The sequence below is a fragment of the Thauera sp. SDU_THAU2 genome, assembly GCF_038260575.1.
In the GTDB taxonomy this organism is placed as follows: Bacteria; Pseudomonadota; Gammaproteobacteria; order Burkholderiales; family Rhodocyclaceae; genus Thauera.
Window position 1 is genome coordinate 3,317,539 of the sequence record NZ_JBBWUN010000003.1, and the last position, 25,248, is coordinate 3,342,786.

At 58.6% G+C, this 25,248-nt stretch carries 21 protein-coding genes; 4 read left to right on the forward strand and 17 right to left on the reverse strand.

The genetic code is table 11. The features are described 5' to 3' along the window. Positions 1-11: 11 nt before the first annotated feature. Positions 12-965 (reverse strand): DUF29 family protein, encoded by a 954-nt coding sequence (locus AAFL97_RS17250; protein WP_341645944.1) that lies wholly within the window; start codon positions 963-965, stop codon positions 12-14. Between the two features lie 1,157 nt (positions 966-2,122). Between AAFL97_RS17250 and AAFL97_RS17255 the strand changes: the two genes are divergently transcribed. From AAFL97_RS17255 to AAFL97_RS17265, 3 genes are all read left to right on the forward strand, one after another. After that, positions 2,123-3,439 carry a DNA primase family protein gene (locus tag AAFL97_RS17255; protein WP_341645945.1) on the forward strand — a complete coding sequence of 439 codons (1,317 nt, stop codon included), beginning with the start codon at positions 2,123-2,125 and terminating at the stop codon, positions 3,437-3,439. 110 nt (positions 3,440-3,549) lie between these two features. Then, a complete protein-coding gene (locus AAFL97_RS17260; RefSeq protein WP_341645946.1) occupies positions 3,550-4,059 on the forward strand; it encodes a hypothetical protein in 510 nt (169 codons plus the stop codon). Between the two features lie 209 nt (positions 4,060-4,268). Next, positions 4,269-6,263, forward strand: coding sequence for a tyrosine-type recombinase/integrase (locus tag AAFL97_RS17265; RefSeq protein ID WP_341645947.1), 1,995 nt, complete (start codon positions 4,269-4,271; stop codon positions 6,261-6,263). Positions 6,264-6,608: 345 nt separating this feature from the next. Here AAFL97_RS17265 and AAFL97_RS17270 read toward each other — a convergent pair whose 3' ends face one another. The 4 genes from AAFL97_RS17270 to AAFL97_RS17285 all read right to left on the reverse strand — a co-directional run bounded on the left by AAFL97_RS17270 (position 6,609) and on the right by AAFL97_RS17285 (position 10,987). Beyond that, positions 6,609-7,430 carry a hypothetical protein gene (locus AAFL97_RS17270; RefSeq protein ID WP_341645948.1) on the reverse strand — a complete coding sequence of 274 codons (822 nt, stop codon included), beginning with the start codon at positions 7,428-7,430 and terminating at the stop codon, positions 6,609-6,611. Between the two features lie 421 nt (positions 7,431-7,851). After that, entirely contained in the window at positions 7,852-8,481 is a 630-nt protein-coding gene (locus tag AAFL97_RS17275) for a hypothetical protein (protein ID WP_341645949.1), read from the reverse strand. Positions 8,482-8,665: 184 nt separating this feature from the next. Continuing rightward, complete coding sequence (locus AAFL97_RS17280; RefSeq protein ID WP_048705947.1) at positions 8,666-9,700, reverse strand: IS630 family transposase; 1,035 nt, start codon at positions 9,698-9,700, stop codon at positions 8,666-8,668. 15 nt (positions 9,701-9,715) lie between these two features. Further along, positions 9,716-10,987 carry a hypothetical protein gene (locus tag AAFL97_RS17285; protein WP_341645950.1) on the reverse strand — a complete coding sequence of 424 codons (1,272 nt, stop codon included), beginning with the start codon at positions 10,985-10,987 and terminating at the stop codon, positions 9,716-9,718. A 519-nt stretch (positions 10,988-11,506) separates the two neighbouring features. Between AAFL97_RS17285 and AAFL97_RS17290 the strand changes: the two genes are divergently transcribed. Next, positions 11,507-12,634 carry a tyrosine-type recombinase/integrase gene (locus AAFL97_RS17290; protein ID WP_341645951.1) on the forward strand — a complete coding sequence of 376 codons (1,128 nt, stop codon included), beginning with the start codon at positions 11,507-11,509 and terminating at the stop codon, positions 12,632-12,634. Positions 12,635-13,629: 995 nt separating this feature from the next. On the opposite strand, the gene AAFL97_RS17295 is transcribed toward AAFL97_RS17290, so the two are convergent. The 12 genes from AAFL97_RS17295 to tssH all read right to left on the reverse strand — a co-directional run bounded on the left by AAFL97_RS17295 (position 13,630) and on the right by tssH (position 25,246). Continuing rightward, entirely contained in the window at positions 13,630-14,502 is an 873-nt protein-coding gene (locus AAFL97_RS17295) for an MBL fold metallo-hydrolase (RefSeq protein ID WP_341645952.1), read from the reverse strand. Positions 14,503-14,645: 143 nt separating this feature from the next. Then, positions 14,646-15,053, reverse strand: coding sequence for a hypothetical protein (locus AAFL97_RS17300; protein ID WP_341645953.1), 408 nt, complete (start codon positions 15,051-15,053; stop codon positions 14,646-14,648). After that, positions 15,050-15,571 carry a T6SS effector amidase Tae4 family protein gene (locus AAFL97_RS17305; protein WP_341645954.1) on the reverse strand — a complete coding sequence of 174 codons (522 nt, stop codon included), beginning with the start codon at positions 15,569-15,571 and terminating at the stop codon, positions 15,050-15,052. Before AAFL97_RS17305 ends, AAFL97_RS17300 begins: the two co-directional genes overlap by 4 nt. A 135-nt stretch (positions 15,572-15,706) precedes the next feature. Further along, complete coding sequence (gene tssE / locus AAFL97_RS17310) at positions 15,707-16,177, reverse strand: type VI secretion system baseplate subunit TssE (RefSeq protein ID WP_341645955.1); 471 nt, start codon at positions 16,175-16,177, stop codon at positions 15,707-15,709. A gap of 14 nt (positions 16,178-16,191) precedes the next feature. Continuing rightward, the gene (gene tagF, locus AAFL97_RS17315; protein ID WP_341645956.1) at positions 16,192-16,911 is read right to left on the reverse strand and encodes a type VI secretion system-associated protein TagF; all 720 of its coding nucleotides are present in this window, start codon (positions 16,909-16,911) and stop codon (positions 16,192-16,194) included. Beyond that, positions 16,908-17,714, reverse strand: a complete 807-nt coding sequence (locus AAFL97_RS17320) for a PP2C family protein-serine/threonine phosphatase (protein WP_341645957.1) — start codon at positions 17,712-17,714, stop codon at positions 16,908-16,910. Before AAFL97_RS17320 ends, tagF begins: the two co-directional genes overlap by 4 nt. Positions 17,715-17,725: 11 nt before the next feature. Further along, positions 17,726-19,387 (reverse strand): type VI secretion system-associated FHA domain protein TagH, encoded by a 1,662-nt coding sequence (gene tagH / locus AAFL97_RS17325; protein ID WP_341647190.1) that lies wholly within the window; start codon positions 19,385-19,387, stop codon positions 17,726-17,728. After that, positions 19,357-19,512 carry a hypothetical protein gene (locus tag AAFL97_RS17330; RefSeq protein ID WP_341647238.1) on the reverse strand — a complete coding sequence of 52 codons (156 nt, stop codon included), beginning with the start codon at positions 19,510-19,512 and terminating at the stop codon, positions 19,357-19,359. Before AAFL97_RS17330 ends, tagH begins: the two co-directional genes overlap by 31 nt. A gap of 23 nt (positions 19,513-19,535) precedes the next feature. After that, the gene (locus tag AAFL97_RS17335; RefSeq protein WP_341645958.1) at positions 19,536-20,105 is read right to left on the reverse strand and encodes a hypothetical protein; all 570 of its coding nucleotides are present in this window, start codon (positions 20,103-20,105) and stop codon (positions 19,536-19,538) included. After that, positions 20,086-20,877, reverse strand: a complete 792-nt coding sequence (locus AAFL97_RS17340) for a hypothetical protein (RefSeq protein WP_341645959.1) — start codon at positions 20,875-20,877, stop codon at positions 20,086-20,088. Before AAFL97_RS17340 ends, AAFL97_RS17335 begins: the two co-directional genes overlap by 20 nt. An 11-nt stretch (positions 20,878-20,888) precedes the next feature. After that, positions 20,889-22,136 (reverse strand): serine/threonine-protein kinase, encoded by a 1,248-nt coding sequence (locus AAFL97_RS17345; RefSeq protein ID WP_341645960.1) that lies wholly within the window; start codon positions 22,134-22,136, stop codon positions 20,889-20,891. A 2-nt stretch (positions 22,137-22,138) separates the two neighbouring features. Further along, positions 22,139-25,246, reverse strand: a complete 3,108-nt coding sequence (gene tssH, locus AAFL97_RS17350; RefSeq protein ID WP_341645961.1) for a type VI secretion system ATPase TssH — start codon at positions 25,244-25,246, stop codon at positions 22,139-22,141. Between the last annotated feature and the right edge of the window lie 2 nt (positions 25,247-25,248).

The window sequence follows — 25,248 nt, forward strand, 5'->3', positions numbered from 1 at the left end:
GACTTCGACGATCAGACCTCGGGGGTAGTCTTGTGCAGCAACTTCAGGACATCCCATGGACTGTCCTCTGGCAGCTCCTCAACAGCGAACCCTTCGGCCCCCAGGCCAGACACCGCATCCACCCAGCAGTGCGATAGCCATCTCGGGTCCGACAGGCATCTCTCGAGGCTTGGACACTCCGACAATTGCAGCAACACGAGTTTTTGGTGCTCGCGCACCAGCCTTGCAGCGGAAGCGCCTGGAGCTGCGTCGTACCGACACAGACTCGACATGAGCGCCGAGACACGCTTGCGAAGTTCCCGCCGCTCCGCCTTGGCAACATCGAGAATCTCGTCTGCCAGATTGTCCCAGTCCACCCTCGCTACCGCACGGCTTCGAAGCGCCTGGGCTTGATCCACAGCCCATGCCGCAACGTCATTCGCATAGACCGGCCATGCTTCACGTCCCACGTCGGGCATCGCACCCCACTCCGCGTCGTACGGGTAGGGCAAACCTTCCGACGGAACTTCAAACGCTCCCTTCGCAACACCAATCCGCCGGCTGGTGTCGCGGGACGCTGGAACCGACCGCCGGTAAATCAGCCCGGGGTCCAAGCGAATGTCGCCTGGCCAGCAGACCGTTCCGGATGCGACAAACGCCTGCCCAAAGAGCGCCGGTTCTCTCAGCGCTGCGAAAATGCCCTCGGAAAGCCCCACAAGACCGGCCATCTCGAACAGGCCAGTCTCACTATTACTGAACGTGACACGCAGCGTGTAGTCAGGCAACGCTTCCACAGCGACAACGTCGAGTTGTGAAGCAAGCGGGGACTGCACGACACCCAGTTTCAACCCCAAAACACCGAGCAAGTTGTCGAGCTCTTCTACTGTCCCCGTTGCCTCCCCTCGGTCGATAGTCTCAAGAACCACTTCGGGGACGCCCGAGAGCTTGGCAAGCTCGTCGACCGCGAGCCCGAGTTCGGCACGCATGTATCTGACAGCTTGCCAAGGCGTCCAGTCAGTTCGCGCGAGCAACTCCGCGATGACGTGTTTTCTATGCGACAGCGGGTCTTCAGGCGACATAGAACCACCCTGTTTGTCCTTGTGAGCTCGGGGCCGCCGCCGCGATCCCACCAACAATGGGGTTGGCGCGCAGGACCTCCAGCGGCAACCCTTCCGCGCACCGGCGACTGTCAGCAAGCTGTCGAGCACGGAGCGGGGGAGTAAGCGGGACACGCACAACGTCCCGCTTGCCGCAGGACGCTCAGCTCGGCGCATGCTATGTCACACATTGTAAGTCTAGCTGCGGCCAATTCTTCGTCAGAAACAACCTACCGTCCTCCGGCGCCGGCAACTACTCCCTGGTCGCGGGGGTAGTCATGGCCAGGCCCAGCGCGAGCGCCATGTAGCACCACTTAACAGCTCACTGCTCTTGCGCGGCGCCAAGCGAGCTCAGAAACGACCGGACCAAGACACGCAGCGGATACGGCGACAGAAGCCGGGACACGCGAGTATGCGGCATAACGTTCGTGAATTAATTCACAATCCCGCGCCTGAGCCCCCTTGCTTCTAGCCGTGATAGCCGCTAATTTCCTACCTCGCTGAGTGCAAAGCTCAGCGGCTGACAAAGAAAGTCAGCATATCGCTCTCGAACCAGTCCTCGCGGACTCGAGTTGCCGATGCCCAGGCTCCGAAAAGCGTTCTGCGCTTCAGGATTCGCTCGTCCTCACGACGAAGGCATTGTGCAGTTCGGGAGTTGGCGGCCCAAGGCCGCGAAGCCAAGCGTTTCTCGCTCAGGCTCATCAACTTTCCCAGACCAAGCTTTTACTCTTTAAAAACTCGGAGTTTTACCCGCTGCATCGCGGGCTCGCCTCGGCCCGAGCATGCATGTTCCGCTGTTCCGGTAGCACCGTGATGAACCGCGTCCTTATGCATCGCTAGCAGCGGCAGCAATGCCCGCCGCGCATACGCATCACCACCGCGTCTTTGCATCGACCCCTTCGACCGGCCTAACCTCGCCTGGCCTAGCCAGAGCATCGCCGGCTCACACACTAATCGCTTCACGCAAACAACACCGGAACACTGGAACGCTAATCCGCTCCAGGGCTTTCGCACGTCTATTGAAAGTAAAGAATTGGAGAAAGCAGATGAGCAACGACTTCAACATGAATGAGTTCCTGCGGTACGTAGAGAAATTCGAGAATCACGTTTGCATCGACGAAATTTTCTACGAATGGACCGGAAACAACTGGCAAGTTCTAAAAGACAAGTATGGCGAGGCGTTCGCATTCGCCTGGATGAAATCGAAGGCACTGGACAGCATCTCTAAGAACCTTGCGCGAACCGCATGGACCACCCTGAAGCTCGACCTATTGAGTCAGAAAAAAAAGATCAAACCCCAAGGCATCGTCATTCCGTGCGATGGAACGTACGTGATCGTTAGCGATGCGGGCGAGATCTCCGCTGTTGAACCCGCAAAAGAGTACTACTGCACATACTCTCTCGCATGCCCCTATGTGCCAGACGCCCCCACCCCGCTCTTCAACGCATTCCTTGAGCAAGTGCTGCCGGACGAACAGCTTCGGCAACGAGTGCAGGAGTTCGTCGGGTACACACTCTTGCCAGATCACCGGTTCCAGCGTGCCGCGATGTGGCTGGGTGCAGGAGCAAACGGAAAGGGTGTCTTGAGCAACATCGTGCAGGCGCTTCACAGTGACGTGGCTGCAATCCAGCTCGACAACAAGTCGCGCTTCGGACTCTCCGGGCTCTACAACGCCAGCCTGATCGTTGCTGACGAACTACCGCCGGGGAAACTCGACGAGGGACGGCTCAAGTCGATCACGGCCGGCGAGCCGGTTTTCATCGACATTAAGGGGCAAGAACCTATCACGACACGAGTGCGCGGCAAACTGCTCGTGCTGGGAAACAACTTTCCCAGTGTCGATGATGCATCCGACGGTTTCTGGCGAAGGTGGGAAGTCATACCGTTCAAGACCACGATTCCACTTGAGCAACGAGACCCGAAGCTCGCGGAGAAAATCATCGAGCAGGAGCTGGCTGGGGTCCTAAACTGGGCTCTCGCTGGCCTCCAGCGACTGTTGAAGCGGAATGGCTTCGACCCTGCTCGTCCGGCAGCGATGGAGGAAGTCCTGAAGTCCGCAAAGCTTGTCGCTGACGATGTCACGGGATGGCTTTCAGATCGTGTTCAAACTGTCACCGGACCGTTAGCAACAAAGAAGGCCGATATCTACAGCGACTACCACCGCTGGTGCACTGATAACGACTTCGTGCCCCGACCGACTCAAGGATTCTGGCTGAAACTGAAGCGCTGCCGTACAGACATGACAGCGAAGAAGGTTCGGATACCGGGCGGCTACACACAGAACGCATGCACGATTGTCCTCAAGCCACTGCCAGAGATTGAGTTTGCGGCGAATTGCGACCAGTTTTCGGTCGCGGCCTGATACTCCAGCGGGCAGCCGGCCTCAGCCCCGCACAAACGAAAAATTCAACCGGATTAAGCATAGATCGGCAGGCAATTCCGCCTGTCATCATCAACGACCAGGAGCTAACCATGCAAACCACACTTCCCATGAATGAGCGCGGCATCCTTTTTAGGTCCGCTCGGCATCACACGCATTACGAGCTGGACCGCTGGAGTGAAAAATCCGCAGTCATCCAAGATTTCTTGAACGACGAGATCGACAAGAGGGCGCACGATTCGTTCAAAGAGGAGATGGTTACAGAAATCTGCCTCGCACGATATTTCTTCTTGATAAACGGAGCTAAAGACGATCTCTTTGACAGATTCACAGAAGCTGAACTTGCGCACCTTCTCTATTGCAGAGCTCATCCGAGCTGGGATGCCTACGCCCCGCTTAACCTTGAAGAACTGTTCATTGAACTTTCCCTGCCAGATCATGAGGACGAATCGAGCACCGCACATGAAGTTCTTCACAAGCTCAGAGAGCTGTGCCCACGCCAACAAGACGCACTCGTAGACCTGATCGAGTGCGCATGGCGCCAACGCGCACTGTCACCGCTTGAGTATTTAAAGGACCGACTTAACAACGTGATCGACTAAGAGCAAACCTCTGCCCGCCGTGCCCCCACCACGGCGGGCACATTACACGCGCAGGCTCCTCCGCTCTCAGAATCTCCTGACTCAGCATCAACTTCTCCCTTCCCATCCAATCGCTCCATCGAGCTATACGTCTGTACAGCATGTGCTGTAACAACTAGCTCACGATAACGTTATCCGCACCCTCTGCTTTGGGAGCAAGGGGTCCGGAGATGAAGGAAATTCAACATATAATCAGTGGCTTGGAAAACCATCGTTATTCGATAACGACTTACTGTAACGACAGCCCTTTTGAGATCAAACACTACAGCGTCGCCGTGAGCTCCAAACTGGAGCCACCTGATTTGAACCCCACCTACTACGAACTTGATGCAGGGCTACAGGATTACCTCGGCCTGACAGACGAGCAAGTTGCGTCTAACAAAACCGCAATTCAACAGTTGCGCAACTTTCGCTCTACGTTGAACGGCTTCCTGGCTTCTGTCGGGAAAACGACAGACTCACGCGTCGGCGCAGAGCTCACAACAAGATTCGATGAGTGCCTGAGCCACTACATCACACTCCTCGATGTTGCAGAGTCAACAAAGCGAGACCGACGTTCCCACATGAATCGGTATCGCGAGATTTTCTCTGCACAACAAGGCAAGTCGACTCAGAAACCTGTAAACAGAACAGCACTTAGCGAGTCCCTTCGGGAAGCTATCGCCCGAAAAGGCGTTGCTCCAAAAACTCTCGCGCGATCTATTAACGTCAGCCCATCAGCTGTTCAGCGATACTTGTCAGGCGCGACACCGAACATCCGGGGAATTCCGGGTCTGCGGCGGCTTGAGGCTGCACTTGGACTTGAGCGGAATAGTCTGACGGCGCTAGTAAATAACGACACCGTTAAGGAGTGCAAAGACTCTCAGAAATGTGAGTACGGCAAACGGCTCAGTCAGCGGTGTGCTGACAAGTACTTCTTACCCGTTGAAGAGATACCCAAAGCGCTAGAGAACGAATGGCGCCAATTCTTGAGCTATAAAACCGCAATCACACCGACTTTGGACCGTTCAGCAAGGGGCGTGTGGCGATGCATTCCGGAAAGCGACGCTACGATTGACTCGCCACTTCTTAAAGTCGGTCGGATGGTCTGCCCAACTGCCAAGATCGCCCTTGATCGCATCCGCGCACTACTGGGTTACCTCCGCCGGCCAGCTGACCAAGGCGGACAGGGGATCCCCTCGGAATGTTTGGAGACAATGGCCTGGCTTGCGGTGCCAAGCGCAACTACCGGCTACCTGGAATTCTTAACAGAGCGGTCTGACGGTCTTGTGCATTCAGGACAACAGACTTTCGCGCGGCTTGTAGCTTCACTTGTGCGCCCCAAAACAGGATACCTTCGCCAAAGGCCAGAGCTTCGGAGATCTCTCCCAGCGGAGGTTCGACCGGAAACCACGGAAGAATGGGAACAGATGTGCGATAGCGCTCACAAAATCGCAAAGCTGTGGATTCAGCGCGCAACCGAAATGAGTAGAAATCCGGATACACCCATCGCATCTCTGCTAGCCCTAGAGCATCCACTGGAGCCGGTGATCTCAGGCATCGAACGCCTCCACTGCGAGGCTGCGAAAGCAATGCCCGGAAGCATCGGACAAGCACGTCACAAACGCGACGCCCTGCTCCTTGCATTCGTTATCTCAAATCCACTCCGGTTACGCAGCTTGCAGTCACTGACATGGTCACCCGACAACACCGGGTCTGTGTACAAGACGAGCGAAGGATGGCGGGTTCGTTTAAGCCGGTCAATGCTGAAAAACGGGCGAGGAAAAGCGGGAAAGAACTACGACGTGGCTGTATCTGACTGGGTGGGGGAGATGATCGACGAGTACATCGAAGAGTACCGCGCGACGATGCTGGAAAACGCCAAGAGCCCGTACTTCTTCGTGAGCAACAAGCGGGGCAAACCGTGGAAGGATATGAGTCGACATGTCCGCAGATTGACACAAAGGCATGTCGCTGGAACACGTGGATTCAGTCTGCACGCGTTCCGTCATCTTGTCGCAACAGACTTACTCAAGCGTTGCCCGAATGCATTCGTTACGGCAGCGGTGCTCTTGAACGACAGCTTGGAGGTTGTAATGCGCAGTTATGTACATCTGCAACGAGACGATTCATTCGTCTTGCACCACAAGTATCTTGAGGGTCTCTGTCAGAGGAGCAAGATCTAGAAGTAGCAGGATTCGGAAGTGGGGGGCGCCACGCGCACTGGGAGTAGAGTCGCGCCCCCGGCGATCAGAAATGGCCGCTTTCGACCCCAAGCGGCCACTAGGTAGCCCAAAGAAGCTGTCGTTCAGCTTCGGGGTTCAGAGCCGTGCCGTCTGTAGCATGACCCCTGGAGCCATTCATTGGGTAGCAGGTTGTTCACAACAATAAACACGCTGTTGAGCCCGACATTCTTAAATTGTTCAAGACCGGGATATGGGATGTCCGTTTTACAATCACTGCGATACTCGATTCGATATGTCTTGAACGTTAAATACGGATGGGACGCACTTTGACTAAATCGAACTTCGTCATCGCACTGGCAGTACTAACGAAGCGGGCGCATCTGAATAGTTTTTATGGATCTTGAATTCCAGGTTCGCGGTTCCATCGAATTTAGTTTCAGGCCTTGCATCCACAACAAGTCCCCTACTGGCGTCAAACTCGAAGCACCGCATCTGTACATGCATTGGCTCTCCTGCAACCCCGTGAATCGTCAAAGGCAATTGAGTCTGGGAGTCATTACGTGCAACGTACTCTGAGAGAGTCAGCAGTCCTGGTGGTGTTCCAGCCACGAGGTTCAGTCGTATCAGTTCCTCTGCCCAGAATCTTGCAGAAGCCAGGATGACCCGACGAAGATCAGAGCGGAACCCGTTGGTCATCTTAAGCATCGTGAACTTCTGTGTTCTGTAGTAAACCCCAGCCCCGTCTTCAAACCGGCAAATGGCGCAAATTTCTATAATGTCACCGAGGCCACTTATCGTTCTACGGTCTCGTGACACCTTGCCGTGCTTCCATGCATTGGCCAGATCACAGGAGACTTCGTAGAGTGGTTCGCGCTTCCATGCGCTCTTCTCCCGGTATTCACGCGAGTTCTTGAACTCTTCGCGCAGGACTTCTGCAGCTGGATCGATGTAGGCGAAATCTGAGAGGCTCAGCAACTGCGCGGCAACATGTGCTCCACGGTCAAGATCGTGCAGCAGACCAGTTTCGCGAACGGTGTATCCCTGTAAGAACCTTTTCAGGGACGGCAGAACATGCTGGAGGTAAAACTTTCGAGTGTTCATGGTGATGCTCAACGCCTGAATTTTGCCGACTTGCGAAGCCGGTTCAGATTTAGGGAGTTGTTGCACGGATTAGTCCGCTTCAAGGGCTGATGCCGACGTCACCAACTCGATGAGTTGGCCTAACGACCCGACTCCAGTCTCGTGAGCAAAGATCCATTTCCAGAGAGGGAGGCCGGGCTTGGCCGGACTGAGATCTCCCGCGCCGAACCCACTCAGCACCTCTGAAGGCCACCCACGACCGTCTCAGGCCGACCCACTCCGGCCCTTCGCTCCTTCGCCGGCTGGACGACAAGTTCCGGCGTGGGGCGGATGTTCGTGAGGACGAGACGGAGGCAAGAATTTCGGCCCAAGCGGATCAACGCTCCGACGTAATATCTATTCTTGAGTGCTCCGCTCGTGCAATCAACACCCTACTTGCACCGTGCGCTTTCTGCACGCCTCTATACGCACAGCGAACCGCCAACTCCTAAACACCGCCAGGCCACGGCTAAATAACAACATCAACTTCACGCAGCCGCTCGTCAATATTGGGCACTGTCTCAAGCGGAAACGGGTGCACTCGACGAATAATCTCATGAATACTCACCTCCCGCGGCATCAGGCGTGAATGCACGACCCGATACGATTTTTCGCTAATGCACGGAACAATTGAACGGCTGTACTCAAATGTGTATGCCTGATTGTGCACCTGCGGTGGCGTGCGCAGATACTGATTGAGATTTCGTTGTCCTTCTTCAAGATTGCTGTATAGCTTGAGCCAAACCAAATGTTCCGCCCTCCCCCGACTCACAGTACTGAACAATGGGAAGGTGTTATTTTCAAAGTAAGCATAGAGGATCTTATCGTCGCACACGGGAACATCCAAGACACCAAAACCCGCATGCATCCTATTGCTGCTGACGACAACAGGCAATATCGTGTAATCCGAAACTGCTTGAAAATTCCAGTCAAGGAGCTTAAATACCGCCTCCAAATTTTCAACAATAAATTGGCCCTTCCGTTTAACCTGCCGTGCGGCAAACTCAAGGGTTTCTAGGGTCCGGTAGTGCGAAATTGGGGAATCTGTAGCAACAATTGATTTTATCTCGCCAATTAATATTGTATTGCCTATTCTCAACAATAGATCAACCTCTTCCTCATTTTTTTCAATCCTCAGCTTACGCGGATTGACACAATCAAAATCTGAAAGAAGAGAATTGCACGATAGTTTGAGATTAAGTTGGTCAACAATGCTCTGCTCATAGCGCTGCCCCTTCGCTTGCAGATCTGCATCGAGTTTACTAACTTTTCAATAAGTAGAGTCATTCCAGGATATAGCGGCACTCTGGCTGCCTGAAAAATGACTTCACGAGTTCAGGGAGCTTCTGGATGCTGCGCAATGCACCGAGTGCGAGTCGCTTCATCTCCTCGGCACTCTCGACCAACTGGCGCGAAACCTTGCGCTTCACATGAGCCCAGACCGTTTCATCGGGGTTCAGATGCGGCGAGTACGGCGGCAGGTAGAAGAGTTTGAGCTTGCCGTCCAAGCCCTCGACGTAGCTCTTGACCATCTTTGCCTTGTGGATCGGATGACCATCGACGATCAGAAACACCGGCTTCTCGGCATTGACCATCAAGCGCTTGAGGAACTCGACGAACACCTTCGCGCCAACCGAGCCTTCATGCAACATGAATCGAAACTCGCCCTGCGTGCTAACCGCCGAGATCATGTTCAGCGAGAAGCGCCGGCCCGTCGCCTGCACCACCGGCGTCTGGCCCTGCGGCGCCCAGGTCGTGCCGGTGTGGTAATCCGAGCGGATACCCGACTCGTCGCCAAAGTAGATCGTTGCGCCGACCCGCTTGGCTTCGGCGCGGATCGTGGGGTAGGTCTCCGTCTCCCACGTGCGCACCAGCACCGGGTCTTGCTGCCACGCCTGGTAGAGCGGCTTCTGGGCGCTGAAGCCCAGGATCTTCATGAGACGGTGGACCGAGGAGACCGACAACTCCTTCTTGAACTGGCGCTTGATCAGGTGACGGATCAGCGACAGCGTCCACAAGCCGAACTCGAACTTGAACTGCTGCGGGTTATGGTCACGAACGGCATTGGCGATCCACGACAACTCCTCGGCGCTGAGTTTGCTGGGGCGCCCCGGAATCGGCTTGGCCAGCAATGCGTTCTGCCCGCCATTGGCAAAGTCGGCGAGCCACCGGAAAACGCTGCGCTCATTCACGCCATACGCCGCCGCGACGCTTTGCACTGTCTGCCCCTCACGCACTGCTTTGACAGCCTGCTGCCGCATCACCTGCAAGGTGTGATGATCGAGGGCACGGCCGTCGGAAGGTCGTTTGCATTTCATGGGGCATATTATCGCTCACATGACACTACTTACGGGAACGTTAGTAACTAACCAGTGCTCGACAACCCTCCCCACGACGGGAGTAGCCAATGCGCTAACCAAGAGAATAATCTCGCTTGGCGATGGCTCAAGAACTGGGCTACACCATAAATCATCGTTTATTTTTGTACTATAAGTCAAAAACGCGATGATCTTTGAAGCTTTGGAGTAATCCAGCCCAGAGGCGTTCGCAATGGCCCGGACCAAGTCCTGCCTCTTCAAACTTGGGCAGAACTCCTGAAGCTTCTTCAGTTTCGTAAAGCTATCATCAGCTGGAAATCTGTCAAAATATTGATTTGACAAGAGCATGAGCAGCCTGAATACACTCAGCACATCGGATATACAAAAGCCGCTCTTGTTATACTCCTGCACGAAGAAGTCATCAGGAAATTCATCCCGAAGGAACAATATTTCTGCGTGAAAATGAGCATTGATGGCCTGCAAGTGCTCGTCGGCCTCTCGCATCACCCGGACTCGAAGAGTCTTGCGTTTTCCGGACCCGCAGATAAGCACGTACTTTTCCGCTGCGTACCACTCCGTGATGCGACTTTGGACGATCACGCCCGCCGACTGCGCAGCCAGTCGTGATTTTCGAAGATGACTGACAAGCCGAGCAACCTCACGATCAGTCTTCCGCTGGACGATTTCATAGACGTCCTCAGTGATGTGATGGACAAAATCATAGTCACTCCAAACAAGCGCATGCCATAGATCCTCGTAAAGGCCATATAGCTGTGACAGGTGCGCCTCTCTAGTCACGAAATCCATTTCGGCAAGCGGCACACTTCCAGCTCGCATCTCCGTTCTGTCGTTTATCCTTGCGACGCAGAAATGGATAGCGTTTCTAAGTCCGTCAACGCAGCCGTCCGCCACTTCTTGTAGCGTTACTTCGTTTCCAACCATATTATTGCTAGTGGTCAAGCACGACAGGTTGGCCGGAGTGCTTGGCCCAATTGACTGGGTCTTGTTAATGATCGCCCTGTCACGATTGGACATTGCGCAATACAATCGCAGCAGGCTCTCATTGGTTACACTTGGAGCAAGTTCTTTATAAATGGTATCTCGCGCTGTCCGTATTTCGGCCAGGATCGAATGGATTATTCTTCCCGCACGATAGATCGGCTCATCGGCAGAACTGGCCATCTTGAGCGAATTCCATGCCGAATCCCAATCCGAGAGTTTGAATCCTCTTTGAGTCGGCCACTTTACCGTGCGCTTCCTGATTCGATCTTTGAATGTCTCGTGCATTGAAATACGTCCATATTGGTCAATTCTGACCGGGCTTTCCGGCTGGCTCCATATGAGACTGACGACCATACAGGCCATAGGTTAGCGGGTGTCATCTCTGTGTGTGAAGTTGCCGTCCGGCGGACGGATCGGGGTCGCGAGCGAACGGCCGGTCTTGGCCGGACTGAGACCTTCACCAGTGATGCGGCAAGGCCGACCGCCCCCAAGCGTCTCAACCCGACCCCTATGCATAGCTCTCAACTATGTTTAGTCGCAGCTGGCGGGATGGCATTTGATCAGCGATTACGCGGGGAAGCTGCGCGCTCGGGTGTAAGCAGCTACACATAGTTTTGCAGCCCAGGTTCACTGGCGGCTCCACTACCTGGAGACTGCCATGCGCTCCCCCTTTCTTCGCGATCCGAATCCTCTGTCCGCACGCGCGGCTGTACTCAGCTGGAGCGGCATGTTCCGGCATACCGCGAGTACCTGCTCGGTCGCGGCAACGCCGTCGGCTATGTGCGCAGCTGCGAAGCGGCCGTGATGCACCTTTCGATTTGGACACACCAGACCAACCTGGGTCTGGCCGACGTCGATGTGACGCTCGTGGTCGAGTTTCTCAAGGGCCATCTTCCCCAATGCAACTGCGAGACGAGTGCCTGTAATCCAGCTTGCGTGCGCGCTGCATTGGCGCACCCTCTGGTCGTGCTGCGCGAAGCCGGTGCTATCAGGCCCAAGCCACGGGACGAGACGACAGTCGGGGAGGAGCTGCGTCGCTACGACCAGTACATGACACAGGTCCGAGGACTTGCCCCTAAGACCCGCGAGGGCGCGCTTCGCCTAATCGGGGCCCTTCTTCGCAAGCACTTCGGTGATGGCGACATCCAGTTCGAGGTCCTCACGGCAGAGCACGTACGACACTTCTTCGCCTTGCAGGCCAAGAACTACAGCACACCGTCGAGCCAGGGCGCGGTGGTCGCCTACCTGCGCGGCTACTTCCGCTGGCGCGCGTCGCTGAGCGACCGTACCCATGCGCTGGTTGGTGCTCTGGCCTACCCGGCCAACTGGCAGTTGGCATCGTTGCCCAAGTCGCTGGAGCCGGCAGAGGTCGAACAACTCGAGGCCGACCTTGGCCAGAGCGGCCCGTCGACGCTGCGCGCCGACGCGATTGCGAGCTGCCCGCTCGACCAGGGCCTGCGAAGCAGCGAGATTGCGCACTTGAACCTGGACGACATCGATTGGGAAGGCGGCACGATCACACTGCGCCGCACCAAGGGCCGACGTGAAGACGTAATGCCCTTGCCTGAAGCAACAGGGCGAGCCATCGCCCTGTATCTGCGCGGCGAGCGGCCCAAGCCCCAGCACCAGATGGTCTTCGCTCGGCATATGACGCCGCGCGAGCGACCCATCGGGCCGGACCTCGTGCGCAAGACTATCCGCCAGGCCTACGCACGGGCCGATCTTGCGCATACGCGTTCGCACCTGTTGCGCCACACGATGGCTAGCCGTCTGCTGACCGGCGGTTCCTCGCTCAAGGAGGTGGCCAACATGCTGCGGCACCGCTCGCTGAACACGACGCTGATCTACGCCAAGCTCGACGGCAGCCGTCTTGTCGAAATGGCCCTGCCGTGGCCCGGGACCTCCGCCGCCGCGACAGGGAGGCTGTCATGACGATAGGACTGACTGCGCTCGTGGACAACCACTCAGTGACGGTAGCTCGGACAAAGATAGGCTAAACTGCGAGGAGCATTGTGGTTCTCTGTGGCTCAACCTGGCCGCTTGGCTGTGGCTCAGAAGGAGCAAGATCTAAATTATCCGCTTGTTTTTTATGTGTTTTTAATCAAGCCATAGTTTCCGCCCATCACCACCAACGAATCGATGACTCAAGGCCGGCTCATGCCGGCCTTGGTCGTTTCTGCGACGACAAAGTGCCAACAGGTTGAAATCCCGGGCCTCCTTGAGGTGATCCGGCGCCAGGGCGACTCCGGGCGCAAGATTGCGCGCTCGAAACTGATGGGGATGGCCACCTGCCCTTTTGCTGGTGAGTGTCCCGAGTGACATGAGAACCTCCTTCATCCTCACGAAATCCATGCCAGTAAGGATAAGCCTGCCTCGCAAGCGACCGCTCTGGCCCCCGAGACTCGCCCCGCAACGTATTGGCCGAGCAGGATGAATCCTGCGCGGCATGCATTTGTAGTCTGACGCGGCGTCTGGCACTGTTCTGTCAGAAGTCGGTACCATCGAACGTAATCGACAGCGAGCACATGTGCGCAAGCAACTGTTCTTTCTGACGATTTTCGAATAGTTGGCACCGACCTGGGGGAAATCCGGAAAATTCATGACCCGTAGGTCGGCAGCTCGCCAGCGCTGATCAGGTGCGCGATGTCAAGCTGCTGCGGCAGTGATTTGCGGGTTCTCGCCATCAAGGGCTCATCCGGGGAAAATTCCGGAGATTGTTCATCGAAACACTTTATTTAAAGAAACACCCCTGGGATCAGCGCCCTGTAGCCTGACGCTGGGCAGGCCCAGCCAGCGCCTGCGAATAATCGACCGGCAGCCAGCGGTAGCTGGTGTTGCTTACCGCTAGGATACGTCCGATGCCAGGAAACGGCATGTGGGCGCCTGCGACCCAGATACCAGTCTGAGCCGCGCCACGCAAAAGCTTGCTACGGGTGACGCGCGCGGCCTTCTGGTCTCACATCGAAGGCGACCGTGATATTGGGATTGGCAAACTGGGTACCGGGGCTGTGCACGATGTCTCCCCAGAACAGCAGCATTTCACCATCCGCGTTGATGAAATAGCCGGTATGGCCGGGCGTATGGCCCCGCAATACGACGCTTTCGATGCCTTCGATGGGTGGAGTGCCGCCTGCGAAAGTATGGAAGCTGCCACGGGCCTGGTATTCGGCGATGATCCGTCGCAGCCCTTGGTCGTAGGGCTGGTCGGTGTTGAGGCGGTCGTCGGAAAGCCAGAAATCGGCTTCAGCCTGGGCTACGTAGAACTCCGCATTGGGAAAGGCCAGCCCATGCTCAGTAATGAGGCCCCCGGCATGATCGGGGTGGAGGTGCGTCAGAAGCACGGCCGTCACGTCTTCGGGCGCGTAACCGGAGGCGGCAAGGTTGGCTTGGAGCTTGCCAAGCGTATTGCCCTGCATGGCACCCGCACCAGAATCGATCAGGATAACGCGCTCGCCATCGTCGACCAGAAATGCATTGACCGCTGTCGACACGCTTGCAGGCTGCTTGACGATGCGCAGGGCCCGATCGATGGCGGCCCGAGACGCCCCCTTGAGCTGGGTGCTGGGGATTTCAATGCTGCCATCGTACAGTGCTGTCAGCGTGAACCGTCCCAGCCGCATTCTGAAATAACCGGGCGCCTGGCTATGCCTGTCCGGGGTAGCGGCGCTATCGTCGATCGACGTTGCTGCTCCCCGGGCCGAACCGTGATCACCGAAGAGATGGGCGCAGCCTGTGACGGACAAGGCCAGCAGCGCAAAAAACAGAGTATGGAACAGTCGGTTTTTTCTGTTGGGGAACATGGGAAGGGGGCCGATCCGGCATGAAGGGTTGTTGAAAGGCAGCTGCAGCCCATCGAAACGTCAAGCAGTGTCGCGTTCAGCCGACAGGTGCGTCTTGCACGCCGGCGTGATTGGTGGGCTGCCGATGCATCGACAGACGGACATCATTGTTCGTAGGCTGAATTGAGCACCGCCACCGCCTTTTGAATTGCAGCACGAACAGACGATTCATCAATAATCTCCACGCAGTAAAGCATGGGCAACGCCTTGTCCTTGCCCAGGCCCGTTTCGTCACGGATCACGGCCATGTCACCTTTCGCGTTTTCGTGCTTTACCTGGTCAAGAACGTCATCCAGAACCTCGACATCACCCTTCATGCGCTGAATGATGACAGACGCCCATGCATCGCCTTGATCCTTGAGATACGGGTCGCTCTGACTCGCGAGGCAACTGGCTATCGCGTAGCCTTCGACGTCGCGCAGCACTTCCGGGCGCGAGGCGCCGATGGACTGCATTTTGGCCGCACACCCCATCACGGCCAAACACAGCAGCGGGAAGACGACTCCCCTCATGGCAGCTCCCAAAACTCGCCGCGTGACGCTTTTATGTCAGGGTAGGTCGGATGCACATAAGTGGAATAATTGTCGTAAGCCGGCTCACGGTAGGTCGATCCGTTCCACAGGGCGATATGCCCTGTTGCGCCCGCCCAATTCACACTGAAGGCTATGATGCCCTTGCGGCCTGCAAACGAATCATCGTACGGACTGGCATTGTCAACGGTAGGGCTGCCCAGCAGCCTGAGAAGATACCTTCGGAAGTCGGCCACGCCATAAATGATTCTGGACCCATCGGCCGTCCCCAGCGTGCGCGCATTGACGGCGTCGGCCAGGGCCCTGTTGATCGGCGCGCCTGCGTTGTTGAAAGCCACGCTCAGACGGCTCGCGCAAGTATTTCCGTTCTCTCCGAACCCCGGTTTGTCGATATTGTTCTCGGCAGCACCTCCAAGGGCGGTGTAGAGATCTTTCATGGTTGGATACTTGATGTGATCCGGAAACTCGATCCACAGTCTATGAAAATCTGGCTTCACCATAACCCTCCTTATTCACTCATGACTTCCGACTCATTGCAAACTCAATCAGGCTCCACCATTCGCGCCCAAGCAGTCTTAAATCAGGGGAATGCCTGATGAAGCAGCCTGCCCCCAGGCACGGCACATGCCCCATCCCTACTCCCCACTCAGCGAAACCAGGCCGTTTTCGATATCCCACTGCGCGCGCACGGATAGCTCCAGCGGATACGGCTCGAACCAGAACGCCAGCCGGATTCGAAATACCAATTGGCTCCGAACGGCTTGTTCGCTATCCGCCAGCAAAGTCACCGACAGGCTTTCAGGCAGCACTCTCGGTTCGTATGTGAGGATTGCCTTCTCGATGTCCTGAGCCAACTTCGTCAACTCCCGCTCGGTCAGCGTCATACCGGTACTGCAGGGGATGCCATAGTTCAGCACGGAACGACTGGCCTCGGCATGCTTGGCGAACGACGTTTGCTCCCTGGGCGCCACGCTGCACAGCAGCCACTGCAAGTCCCGCAGCACCGACTGTTGATACGCCTGCCTGGACATCCCCCCTTTTTCGTTGTCAGGCGATTCGACTAGACGGTCGAGCAATGTCGGCAAGAAGCGATCGCTACGGCTCATCCGGGGCCTTACTCTCAGTCCGCCTGATGCTGTCTTGGCCTTTCGGCCCAGCCAGCCATCAACAGTTCGAACAAATCCTCATCCGGAGCGCCGTTATGGATGATCTGGCGGGGCGGCTGACGGGGCGAAGGCTCCGCCCACCAGAAGCTGCGCCCTTTACGCTCGGTGAAACGTTCGGCCAGATCCGGCCAGGAAAACCAGTTCGGATTGGCGCCCGCCGCAATCCCCAGGTCGGCCAGGATGTCGCCGGCAGAGTCCCCTTCCCGCCTCTGGGTGCCGTCTGTCTCCAAAGCTGCCTCCAGTTCGGATTGGATCGCATCGACACTCAAATCGCCTCGAATGACTTGCCTCAACAAGGCCTCCACCTCGAACAGCCAACGGCTCTGGGGCGGCAGGTGCTCCTTCATCCTTGCTCCGTCGACCGAGCGCAGAGCCAGCACCGGCGAGCAACGGCCGATTCGATCCACGCTGGGCGCGACACAACCCACCAATGGGCGCGCATCCCAGATATGTGCATTCATGGCGAAGTGCCACACCGGGGCCAGTTGGTATGCGGCTTTCCAAGCCTCCCCATGCCTCTCCGTCAAGCGCCCCATCCCCTCCGCACACCATGCATGTACATGCTCGCGAAGCGCCAGTGGCAATCCTCGCCCCGCAAAATCTCCGAGCACAGGCAGTTTGCCAAACCAGCCCACCAGCGGGGGCTTGCCCCAGCGCATCGAAGAAAAGCTCATGCCCGCCATGCGACCCGTCCCACGTCCTTCTCTCCCAAGTCCAGGATGCGAGTGACTTCGATGCGCTTCCCTACCCAGACGGCCAAAGCACTGAAGTTATCCATGTCCGACTCGCGCGCTGGCCGCTTGATACGCGACAGCATGCGTTTCACCCATTCTTCGGGAGTCGCTGCTCCTCTCAGTTCCTCTTCCATAACCGCTTCAGGCAATGCGTCCCAAAACCCATCGCTGCAAAGCAGGAAGACATCGCCTTGCAATACCTGTAGCGGCGAATCGCAAACGGCTGTCGGTGGCGTCTCCGGCGACCCCACGGCAGCATAAAGTGCATTGCGCTCCTGTCGTCCACGCAGATCTCCCCGCACGAACCCGGCATCGATCATCGCCTGCAATACGCTGTGGTCGTGCGACAGTTTGTGCGCTCTGCCGTTTCGGAACAGATAAATGCGGCTATCACCCAACTGGCACCAGGTTGCACGCCCTGTCTCGGTACTGATCAAAAGCGTTGCCACCGTGGTATTCATCTCACCACAACCGGGATGACACTCACGCGCCGTTGCAAGTGCACCACGTGCAACCGCGATCGGCCAGGCCGCATCCATGCAGCGAGCGGCGGGCGCAGCTTGGAAGCAGCGCAGCACTTCGCTCACTACCGCCCGAGACGCTTCAGCCCCGCCCTCGTAGCCACCCGCACCATCCGCCAGAGCAAAGCAACCAATATGTTCATTGGCGCAAAAACCGATGAAATCCTGATTGTTCTCTCGACTACCCAGTTCCGTGCAGTGAGCGATAGACAAGTGCATCATGGGACCTTTCATCAGGGCGCCTCACGTTTTTGCTTTCCGCCTGCCCGGGCATTCTCCTCATAGGCGTCCACGAATGCGGCACCGAAAAACTCCTGGAAGCGATCCCCCGCCTGTTCCCGCGTGTTCTCGAAATAGCGCCCGTAAGCGTCCCACAGCCGCGCCTTGCGCCCCATCGACAGCAGATTGTCGATCATGCCATGGGTATCGGCATTGCGTGTGATCGTCTCCGGATCGAAACGCTCCAGCACCAGAGAAAGTGCAGACCGCATACCTGAAACCACACCGATCTGGTGGCTCAGCAGATCGGCGAAAGCTTCATGCACCGCATCCTCTGCCCCCATGAAGCCCGGATACTCACGGCCGAGCAGATACATCAATGCAACATCGGCATCCGGGGAGAATTTCAGCGGATTGTTACGATCGGGAGATATCACCGTGACATTGGCGCGCACTTCGCGCTTGACGGTTGCCCGTGCGGCCATGAGCCGAATCGCGCCGTCGATCGACGTCCGTAGCAGCACACCCAGCATGCGCATGAAGTCGGCATCGAGCTTCCGATGTTCCGGCAAATCATTCAGTTCGAGCCCCTCCAGCAGCGCTGCATGCAATGCAGCCACCTCTCGGCTCACCGCATCACCCGCCTCGGCTGCCGCCCCTGCCCCAACTGGGTGCGCAGCCACACTCTGCTGCGTATGAACACCAGAAGGAGCTGGATCTGATTCGGCTTCCGGCACGGGAGAAGGCGTTTGAAAGCTTTGCGGCTCGATTGCCTCTTCGGAAATCGGCGAAACGGCAGCCCCCCTGTCCTGATGCCCATCATCATGCTGCGACGACATGCCCATGTCCGGCGCATCAGAACTCGGCGGCGGGGTACTCCGATCACCCAGCAGTTCGTCCAGGGCGAAATCCTCAGGGATCAGGAGAGTATTTTCGGCTTCCACCACATGTCCTTCCTCCCCGAGAACTCGCTCGCTTTCCATGGCGGGAGCGTCAGGCCCGGCCTCCGAGGAAGCCATTTCAGGCCTATCGGTACTGAGCGAATCCAGAGAAAAGGGCGAATGCAATTCGCTGACAGGGCGAGCAGGAGTCGCGCCGCCGGGCTCTGCGTTTCCATCGCCCGGCACACCAAACAAGTCCTCCACAGCCTCTTCCTCACCGCCAAAAATCGCCAGCGGATCCAGCGCCCCCTCCTCCAACAACGGGTTGCCGCTTTCCGACAACGGGTCCTTGGTCAACTCATGCGCCAGTTGCCCTGACCGGCTTTCCTGGTCAAGACCGTCCAGCAGTTGCTTGCCGCTCCCCGCAAGATCGGAAAGCCTGATCGTGCTCCTGATGGATGCAAGGCCGAGTGGATCGTCGGACATCAGCGGACGCGTGCTCCCCTTGTCGAGAATGGCATTGATATCCGCTGCATGCGGATCCTGCGTTTCACCTCCCGGCAAGTTCGCAGCCGTTTCCGGACGGGCACCCTGTTCCCGCTGCGCGGTGATCCGCACCTCGAGCAAATAACCCCCGATACAGATCTGGTCGCCATGGTTCAAGGTCCTGCTTTCTCCCGGGGCAACGGGAACGTCATTCAACAGCGCCGGGTTGGAAGCGCTGACGTTCGTCAGCAGGTAAGTTCCATGCTGATCCGGCTCGATCATGAGATGCCGCCTGGACAGCAAGCGCATGGGGTCGGGAAGCACCACGGCGCTGTCATCACCGCGCCCGACACTGCCGCCCCCTCCGGCAGTTGGCGGATGATCGGAAACACCGGAGCAATATCGTTGTATTTGATAGCGGCTACTTCAAGCATGATCTTTCTCCACAACGCCGTATTCAGCGCGACTCCCAGCGCAAGGTGATGCGCTCGCCCGTTTCGATATAGAACTGCGCCATCATGGGAGGCGTAAGAGGATGTTCGATTCGGATCTGGTGCTCTCCCGGTACCAGTGTGACGATGCGTGCACTACCATCCTGTACCAAGCCAATTTCACGTTCATCCAGAAATACGACACCGCGCACCGGAGCTTCCAGGACCAACTGCGGTTGCCTCTGAGCCGCCACCTTATCGATACGCATCACCGGCCAGCCACGGTCGCTTATGCCGACTGCTCCACTGGGTCTCGGAAAAACAATGACGCGCTGCAACGCCTCCTTGCCGGCCATCGACCAATCGCCGATTCGCTCCCTGCCCTGCTGCTGCAACGCCTCGATCCGCTCCCGCACAGCCTCTTCGAGCACCTGATCCACCTGCCCGGAAGCGGCACGCTCGAATGACGGCGCGTCGAACAGGGTCGAACATGCACTCGCCGCACCAAGCATCACTGCGCCATACAAGCACGACAGAAGACACCGGGCATATGCCGGCCTGGACGGCGTCCGCGCTTCAATCGTTTCCAAAGACATGCCTGATCCGGTAGGTACGACCGGCCTCTATGTCCAGCGTGACATGCTTTGCAGGATGGGTTTCGTTGCGTATCTCGATTTCGATCTGGCCCGGATCGGCCTGGAAACGGACCCGCGGTGGCGTGACACCGACCAGTTCTCCATTGACGAACACATTGCCCCATGGCTCGACGCGGACATCGACGGTGCCTTGCTGCTGCTCGGCAACCACCGGGGTTTCCGGCACGGCATTCTGAGCGCTGGAGGCCTGAGCGATCCCATGTTCATCCCCGCCGGCATCAGCCACCACGGTGGGAATCGGCGGATCCGTAGCCATAGGCTGACCGGCAATCATTGGCTGATCCATGATCATCGGCGGATCGGAGGCAGACGCTGCCGCCATCGAGGGCTCGTGCCCCACGTCGACACCCTCGCCGCCAGCGCCATGATGGGCTTCACCGGCCTGTGACAAGGAAGGAGCTTCCACCACCTCCGGCGCCTCGGCCGCCTGCAACGGCATGGCAGGCGGGCCGTCACTCGCCATCCGTGCGTCAGCATGTTGCTCCTCGTCGTGGAGCACTTCCGCCTCCGGCAAGGCTGGCGCAGCCGAAACGGCTTGCGGAGCCTTCCTGCTCTCCTTGCCGCCAAGCGCGAATGGCATACCGGCCGGTGGAGAATCGCTTGCCGCTGTTTGTGCCGACGCCGCCGGGCTGGCTGCCGGCTCCAGCCCATGCAGATCGTCATCACCAGATTGAGTGAACAAATACATCCCGATGAGCGCAGCAAAGAGCAAGGGCACGCCGATCAGCAGCCCGTTACGCTTACGTGCCGGCGCCTCAGATTTCGGCTCGCCGACGGGGGAAGAGGTGGACGCAGCGGGCGCTGGCTCAAGGACATCACTGGCAGGCGTCCGCTTGTCCGGCTGTTCCTCTGTCCGGGAAACCGGCGCGGCCTGCTCCACCTCCTTCCCGGGCTCCTGCAGTGCCCCCCCGGCAACGGAATGAGACCGGCAAGCACATCGCTCTCGCGATCCTCGGCCTGCTGCCCCACCCCCGCGTCACCAGAAGCGGGGAGGATGGCGTCCTCCTCGGCAGGCATGACCGCCTCCAGCGCCAGCATGCGCTCGTCGGCGGCGGGCTCGGCAGCATGCATCAGCTCGAGGAAGGCCTGTACCGACTGCGGACGCTGATCGGGCGAGACTCGCAAGCCCAAATCGATCGCAGCCAGTAAGGCAGGCGAGATTCCTGGCGGTGCATTTTTCGCCAAAGAGACCAGCGGATCGCGGATGATGCGTGCGACCGATACGGTAGGCATGATCCCGGTGACGACCTGGTAGGCGACGGCAGACAGTGCATACAAATCCGTCCAGGCACCCTGTGGCGCAATCTTGTGGTCCTCGCTGTATTGCTCGATCGGCGCAAACCCCGGCTTCAGGATGACCGTGGAAACATCCGACTTGTCGACCAGGATGCTGCGCGCCGCACCGAAATCCAGCAGCAAGGGCTGGCCGTTTTCGAGCATCAGGATGTTGTCGGTGGAAATGTCGCGGTGATAGCAGTTCGAACCGTGCAACTGCGCCAGGCCATCCAGCAGCGGCATCAGGAATGCTTCCAGGCCGGCACTGTCCTCGATGCGGAAGCCTTCCTGGATCAGTTCGCTCAGCGGCCGCCCAAGGTAGAACGGCATCACCATGTAGGCCGTACCCTGCTCTTCCCAGAAACGCAGGATCTCGACCAGCGCAGGATGCTTGAAACGCGCCAGCATGCGCGCCTCCGAGACGAAGCAGCGCAAGCCCTTCTCGAAGGTCTCACGCTGGCGCTCAGAGCTGGCAACCACCAGCCCATCATCCCGGCGCGTGGCATGGCTGACCGGCAGGTACTCCTTGATCGCGACCTCGCGCTCGAGCAAGGTGTCATAGGCCCGGTACACGATGCCGAATCCGCCTTCGCCGATCACCGACCTGATCTCGTACTCCTGCACACGCGCGCCGACCGGCAGCGCGTTTACCGGAGCCAGGCGCTGAGCGGCGCCACTCGACTGTATCGTATCCATATTCAACGCCTGACGGAGGCCGGAGGCAATCCGCTGGAATCTGTTGGCCTCTTCATTCCATTTCTGATGAAAAGAACCATTGCAAGAATAATGCTCGCCAGGACGAGCCCCAAACCGAGACCAACGGCAACTTCCAGATCCGCTGTACTTTCACAACAATCTGTGCCCAGGAAATCTGCCAAAAAATTCCACGCAGAATCCAGGCTGGTAATGAACCAAAGCGAAGGCGTCCTCAGCCAGACTGCCGCAAATGCAATACTGAAAAACACCAGCCACAAGAACATGAAACCTCTTTCAAAGGCCAGCATTTCAATCTTCCATTGCATCAAATATCGCGGCTTCCGATGACCCCGTCTCCACCTCCGAAGGAGCATTTTGCAATGCAGTACTCCCCTGGGCTGGCCGCGTACGAACATCGACCACGAATGCGCCCCCTCGGCCGACAGGCGCACGTGTTCGAGCGCACGGCCGGAAATCATCGCCTCGAGCGCATGCCGGCTGATCTCGGGCAGCACGGTATTGGTCAATACCGCATCGATCATCCGTCCGCCCGAATCACTGACGTGGCAGCGCTCGAGCACGCAGCGGATCGCTTCGTCGTCATACTCCAGCGTCGCGCCGTGATTGCGCTCGATGCGCGCGCGTACCCGCTCCAGTTGCAGGCGGACGATCGCCGACAAGGTTTCCGCTGCCAGCGGCACATAGGGCACCACCACCAGGCGCCCCAGCAAGGCAGGCGGAAACACCTCCAGCAGCGCCGGCCGGAGCGCCTCATCCAGTGCCTCGGCGCTGGGGGGCTGCGGCCCGTTCGCGCACAGATGGTCGATGATCTCGGTGCCGACGTTCGAGGTCAGCAGGATCACGGTGTTGCGGAAGTCGATCTCCCGCCCCTCGCCATCCTCCATCCGCCCCTTGTCGAACACCTGGAAGAATATCTCGTGGACATCCGGATGTGCTTTCTCGATTTCATCGAGCAAGACCACGCTGTAGGGACGGCGGCGAACCGCCTCGGTCAGCACACCGCCTTCGCCATAGCCGACATAACCCGGCGGCGCACCCTTGAGCGTCGATACGGTATGCGCCTCCTGGAACTCGCTCATGTTGATGGTGATCAGATTCTGCTCACCACCGTACAGGTTCTCCGCCAGCGCCAGCGCCGTCTCGGTCTTGCCGACGCCGGAAGGGCCGCACAGCATGAACACGCCGACCGGCTTGCCCGGGTCCGACAGCTTCGCCCGCGCAGTCTGGATGCGGCGCGCAATCGTCTCCAGACCCTCGCACTGGCCGATGACGCGGCGCCCGAGGCTGTCGGCCAGTTCGATCACGGCACGGGCCTCGTCACGCACCATCCTGCCTACCGGAATACCCGTCCAGTCGGCAACCACCGCAGCAACCACGTTCTCATCGACTGCCGCCGTCACCAAGGGTTGCTCACCGCGGCACTGCTGCAGACACTGCTCCAGTTCGACCAGACACGCCCGCCTGGCCTCGGCGCTTTCCGCGGCCTCCGCCTGCTCATCGGCATCGCAGTCGCTCTCTTCGGCACTCGGCCCGGCCGCGTCCTTGAACAAGACATCACGCAACTCGACGATCTGCGCGACCAGTGCACGCTCTTCTTCCCAGCGCGCCTCCAGCTCCGCCACCCGAGCCTCCAGTTCGACGATTTCCTCATCGAGCCTGGTTATGCGCGCCTCGTGCGACTGCCCTGCCGCCTGCTCGCGCAGCAACAGCGTTCGCTCATCCTGATGCAAGGCCATCCGGCGCCGCAGATCCTCCAGTTCCCCGGGCGTCGTGTGCTGGCTGATCGCAACCCGGGCCGCGGCCGTGTCCAGCAGCGCCACTGCCTTGTCGGGCAACTGGCGGGCAGGAATGTAGCGGTGCGACAGGCTCACGGCAGCGCGCACGGCATCGTCGAGAATGCTCACGCCGTGGTGTCGCTCCAGCGGTGCGACGATCCCGCGCAGCATGTCGATGGCACGCGCCTCGTCCGGCTCATGAACCTGGATCACCTGGAAGCGGCGTGTCAGCGCGGGATCCTTTTCGATGTACTTCTTGTACTCGCTCCAGGTCGTCGCCCCCACCGTGCGCAAGGTGCCGCGTGCCAGCGCCGGCTTGAGCAGGTTGGCCGCATCCCCGGTACCGGTTGCGCCGCCCGCGCCGACCAGGGTGTGGATCTCGTCGATGAACAGGACCACCGGTTTGGCCGCGTGCTGCACCTCGTCGATCAACTGCCGCAGCCGCTGCTCGAACTCGCCCTTCATGCTGGCACCGGCCTGCAGCAAGCCGATGTCGAGGCTGCGCAGCTCGACCTGCGCCAGGCTGGGCGGCACCTCGCCCACGGCAATGCGCAAGGCGAAACCTTCCACCACCGCGGTCTTGCCGACCCCTGCCTCACCGGTCAGGATCGGATTGTTCTGCCGCCGGCGCATCAGGATGTCGATGATCTGGCGGATCTCGTCGTCACGCCCGGTCACCGGGTCGATTTCGCCCGCACGTGCGCGCGCCGTCAGGTCGACGGTGTATTTTTTCAGCGCCTCAGCCTTGCCCAGCGCCGCCGGGCTCATCGCGCCGGAGCTTTCCCCTGGCGCCGCGAGCGCATCGCCATAGGCACTGGCAGCCGTTTCCGACGCGGCCTCAGGGCTGTCGGCCAGCAACTTGCCCAATTCCGCCCCCAAGCCATCGACATCGACGCGCTCCAGTTGCGGCGCGGCTTTCAGCACCACGGCGCGCAGGCGCTTGTCGGCCAGTGCGGCGAGCAGCAGATGCCCACTGCGCACTGTCGCGGCACCGAAGTTCACCGAGGCCTGCATCCAGGCCCGCTCGACCGCAGTGTCGATGTCGGACGACAGGTCTTCGATGCCATTTGCGCCATTGGGCAAACGTTCCAGCGCACGCTGCAACTCGGCGACGAGGCGCCCCTGCTCCACATCGGCATCGCGCAGGATGCGATGGATGTCGCTGTCGTCGAGTTGCAGCAGTTGATAGAGCCAATGGCACAGCTCGACAATCGGATTGCCGCGCAGCTTGGCGAAGACAGTCGCGCCCTCGATGCTTTTGTACAACGTCGGATTGAGCTTGCCGAACAACGACACCCGGCTGATCGTACTCATGA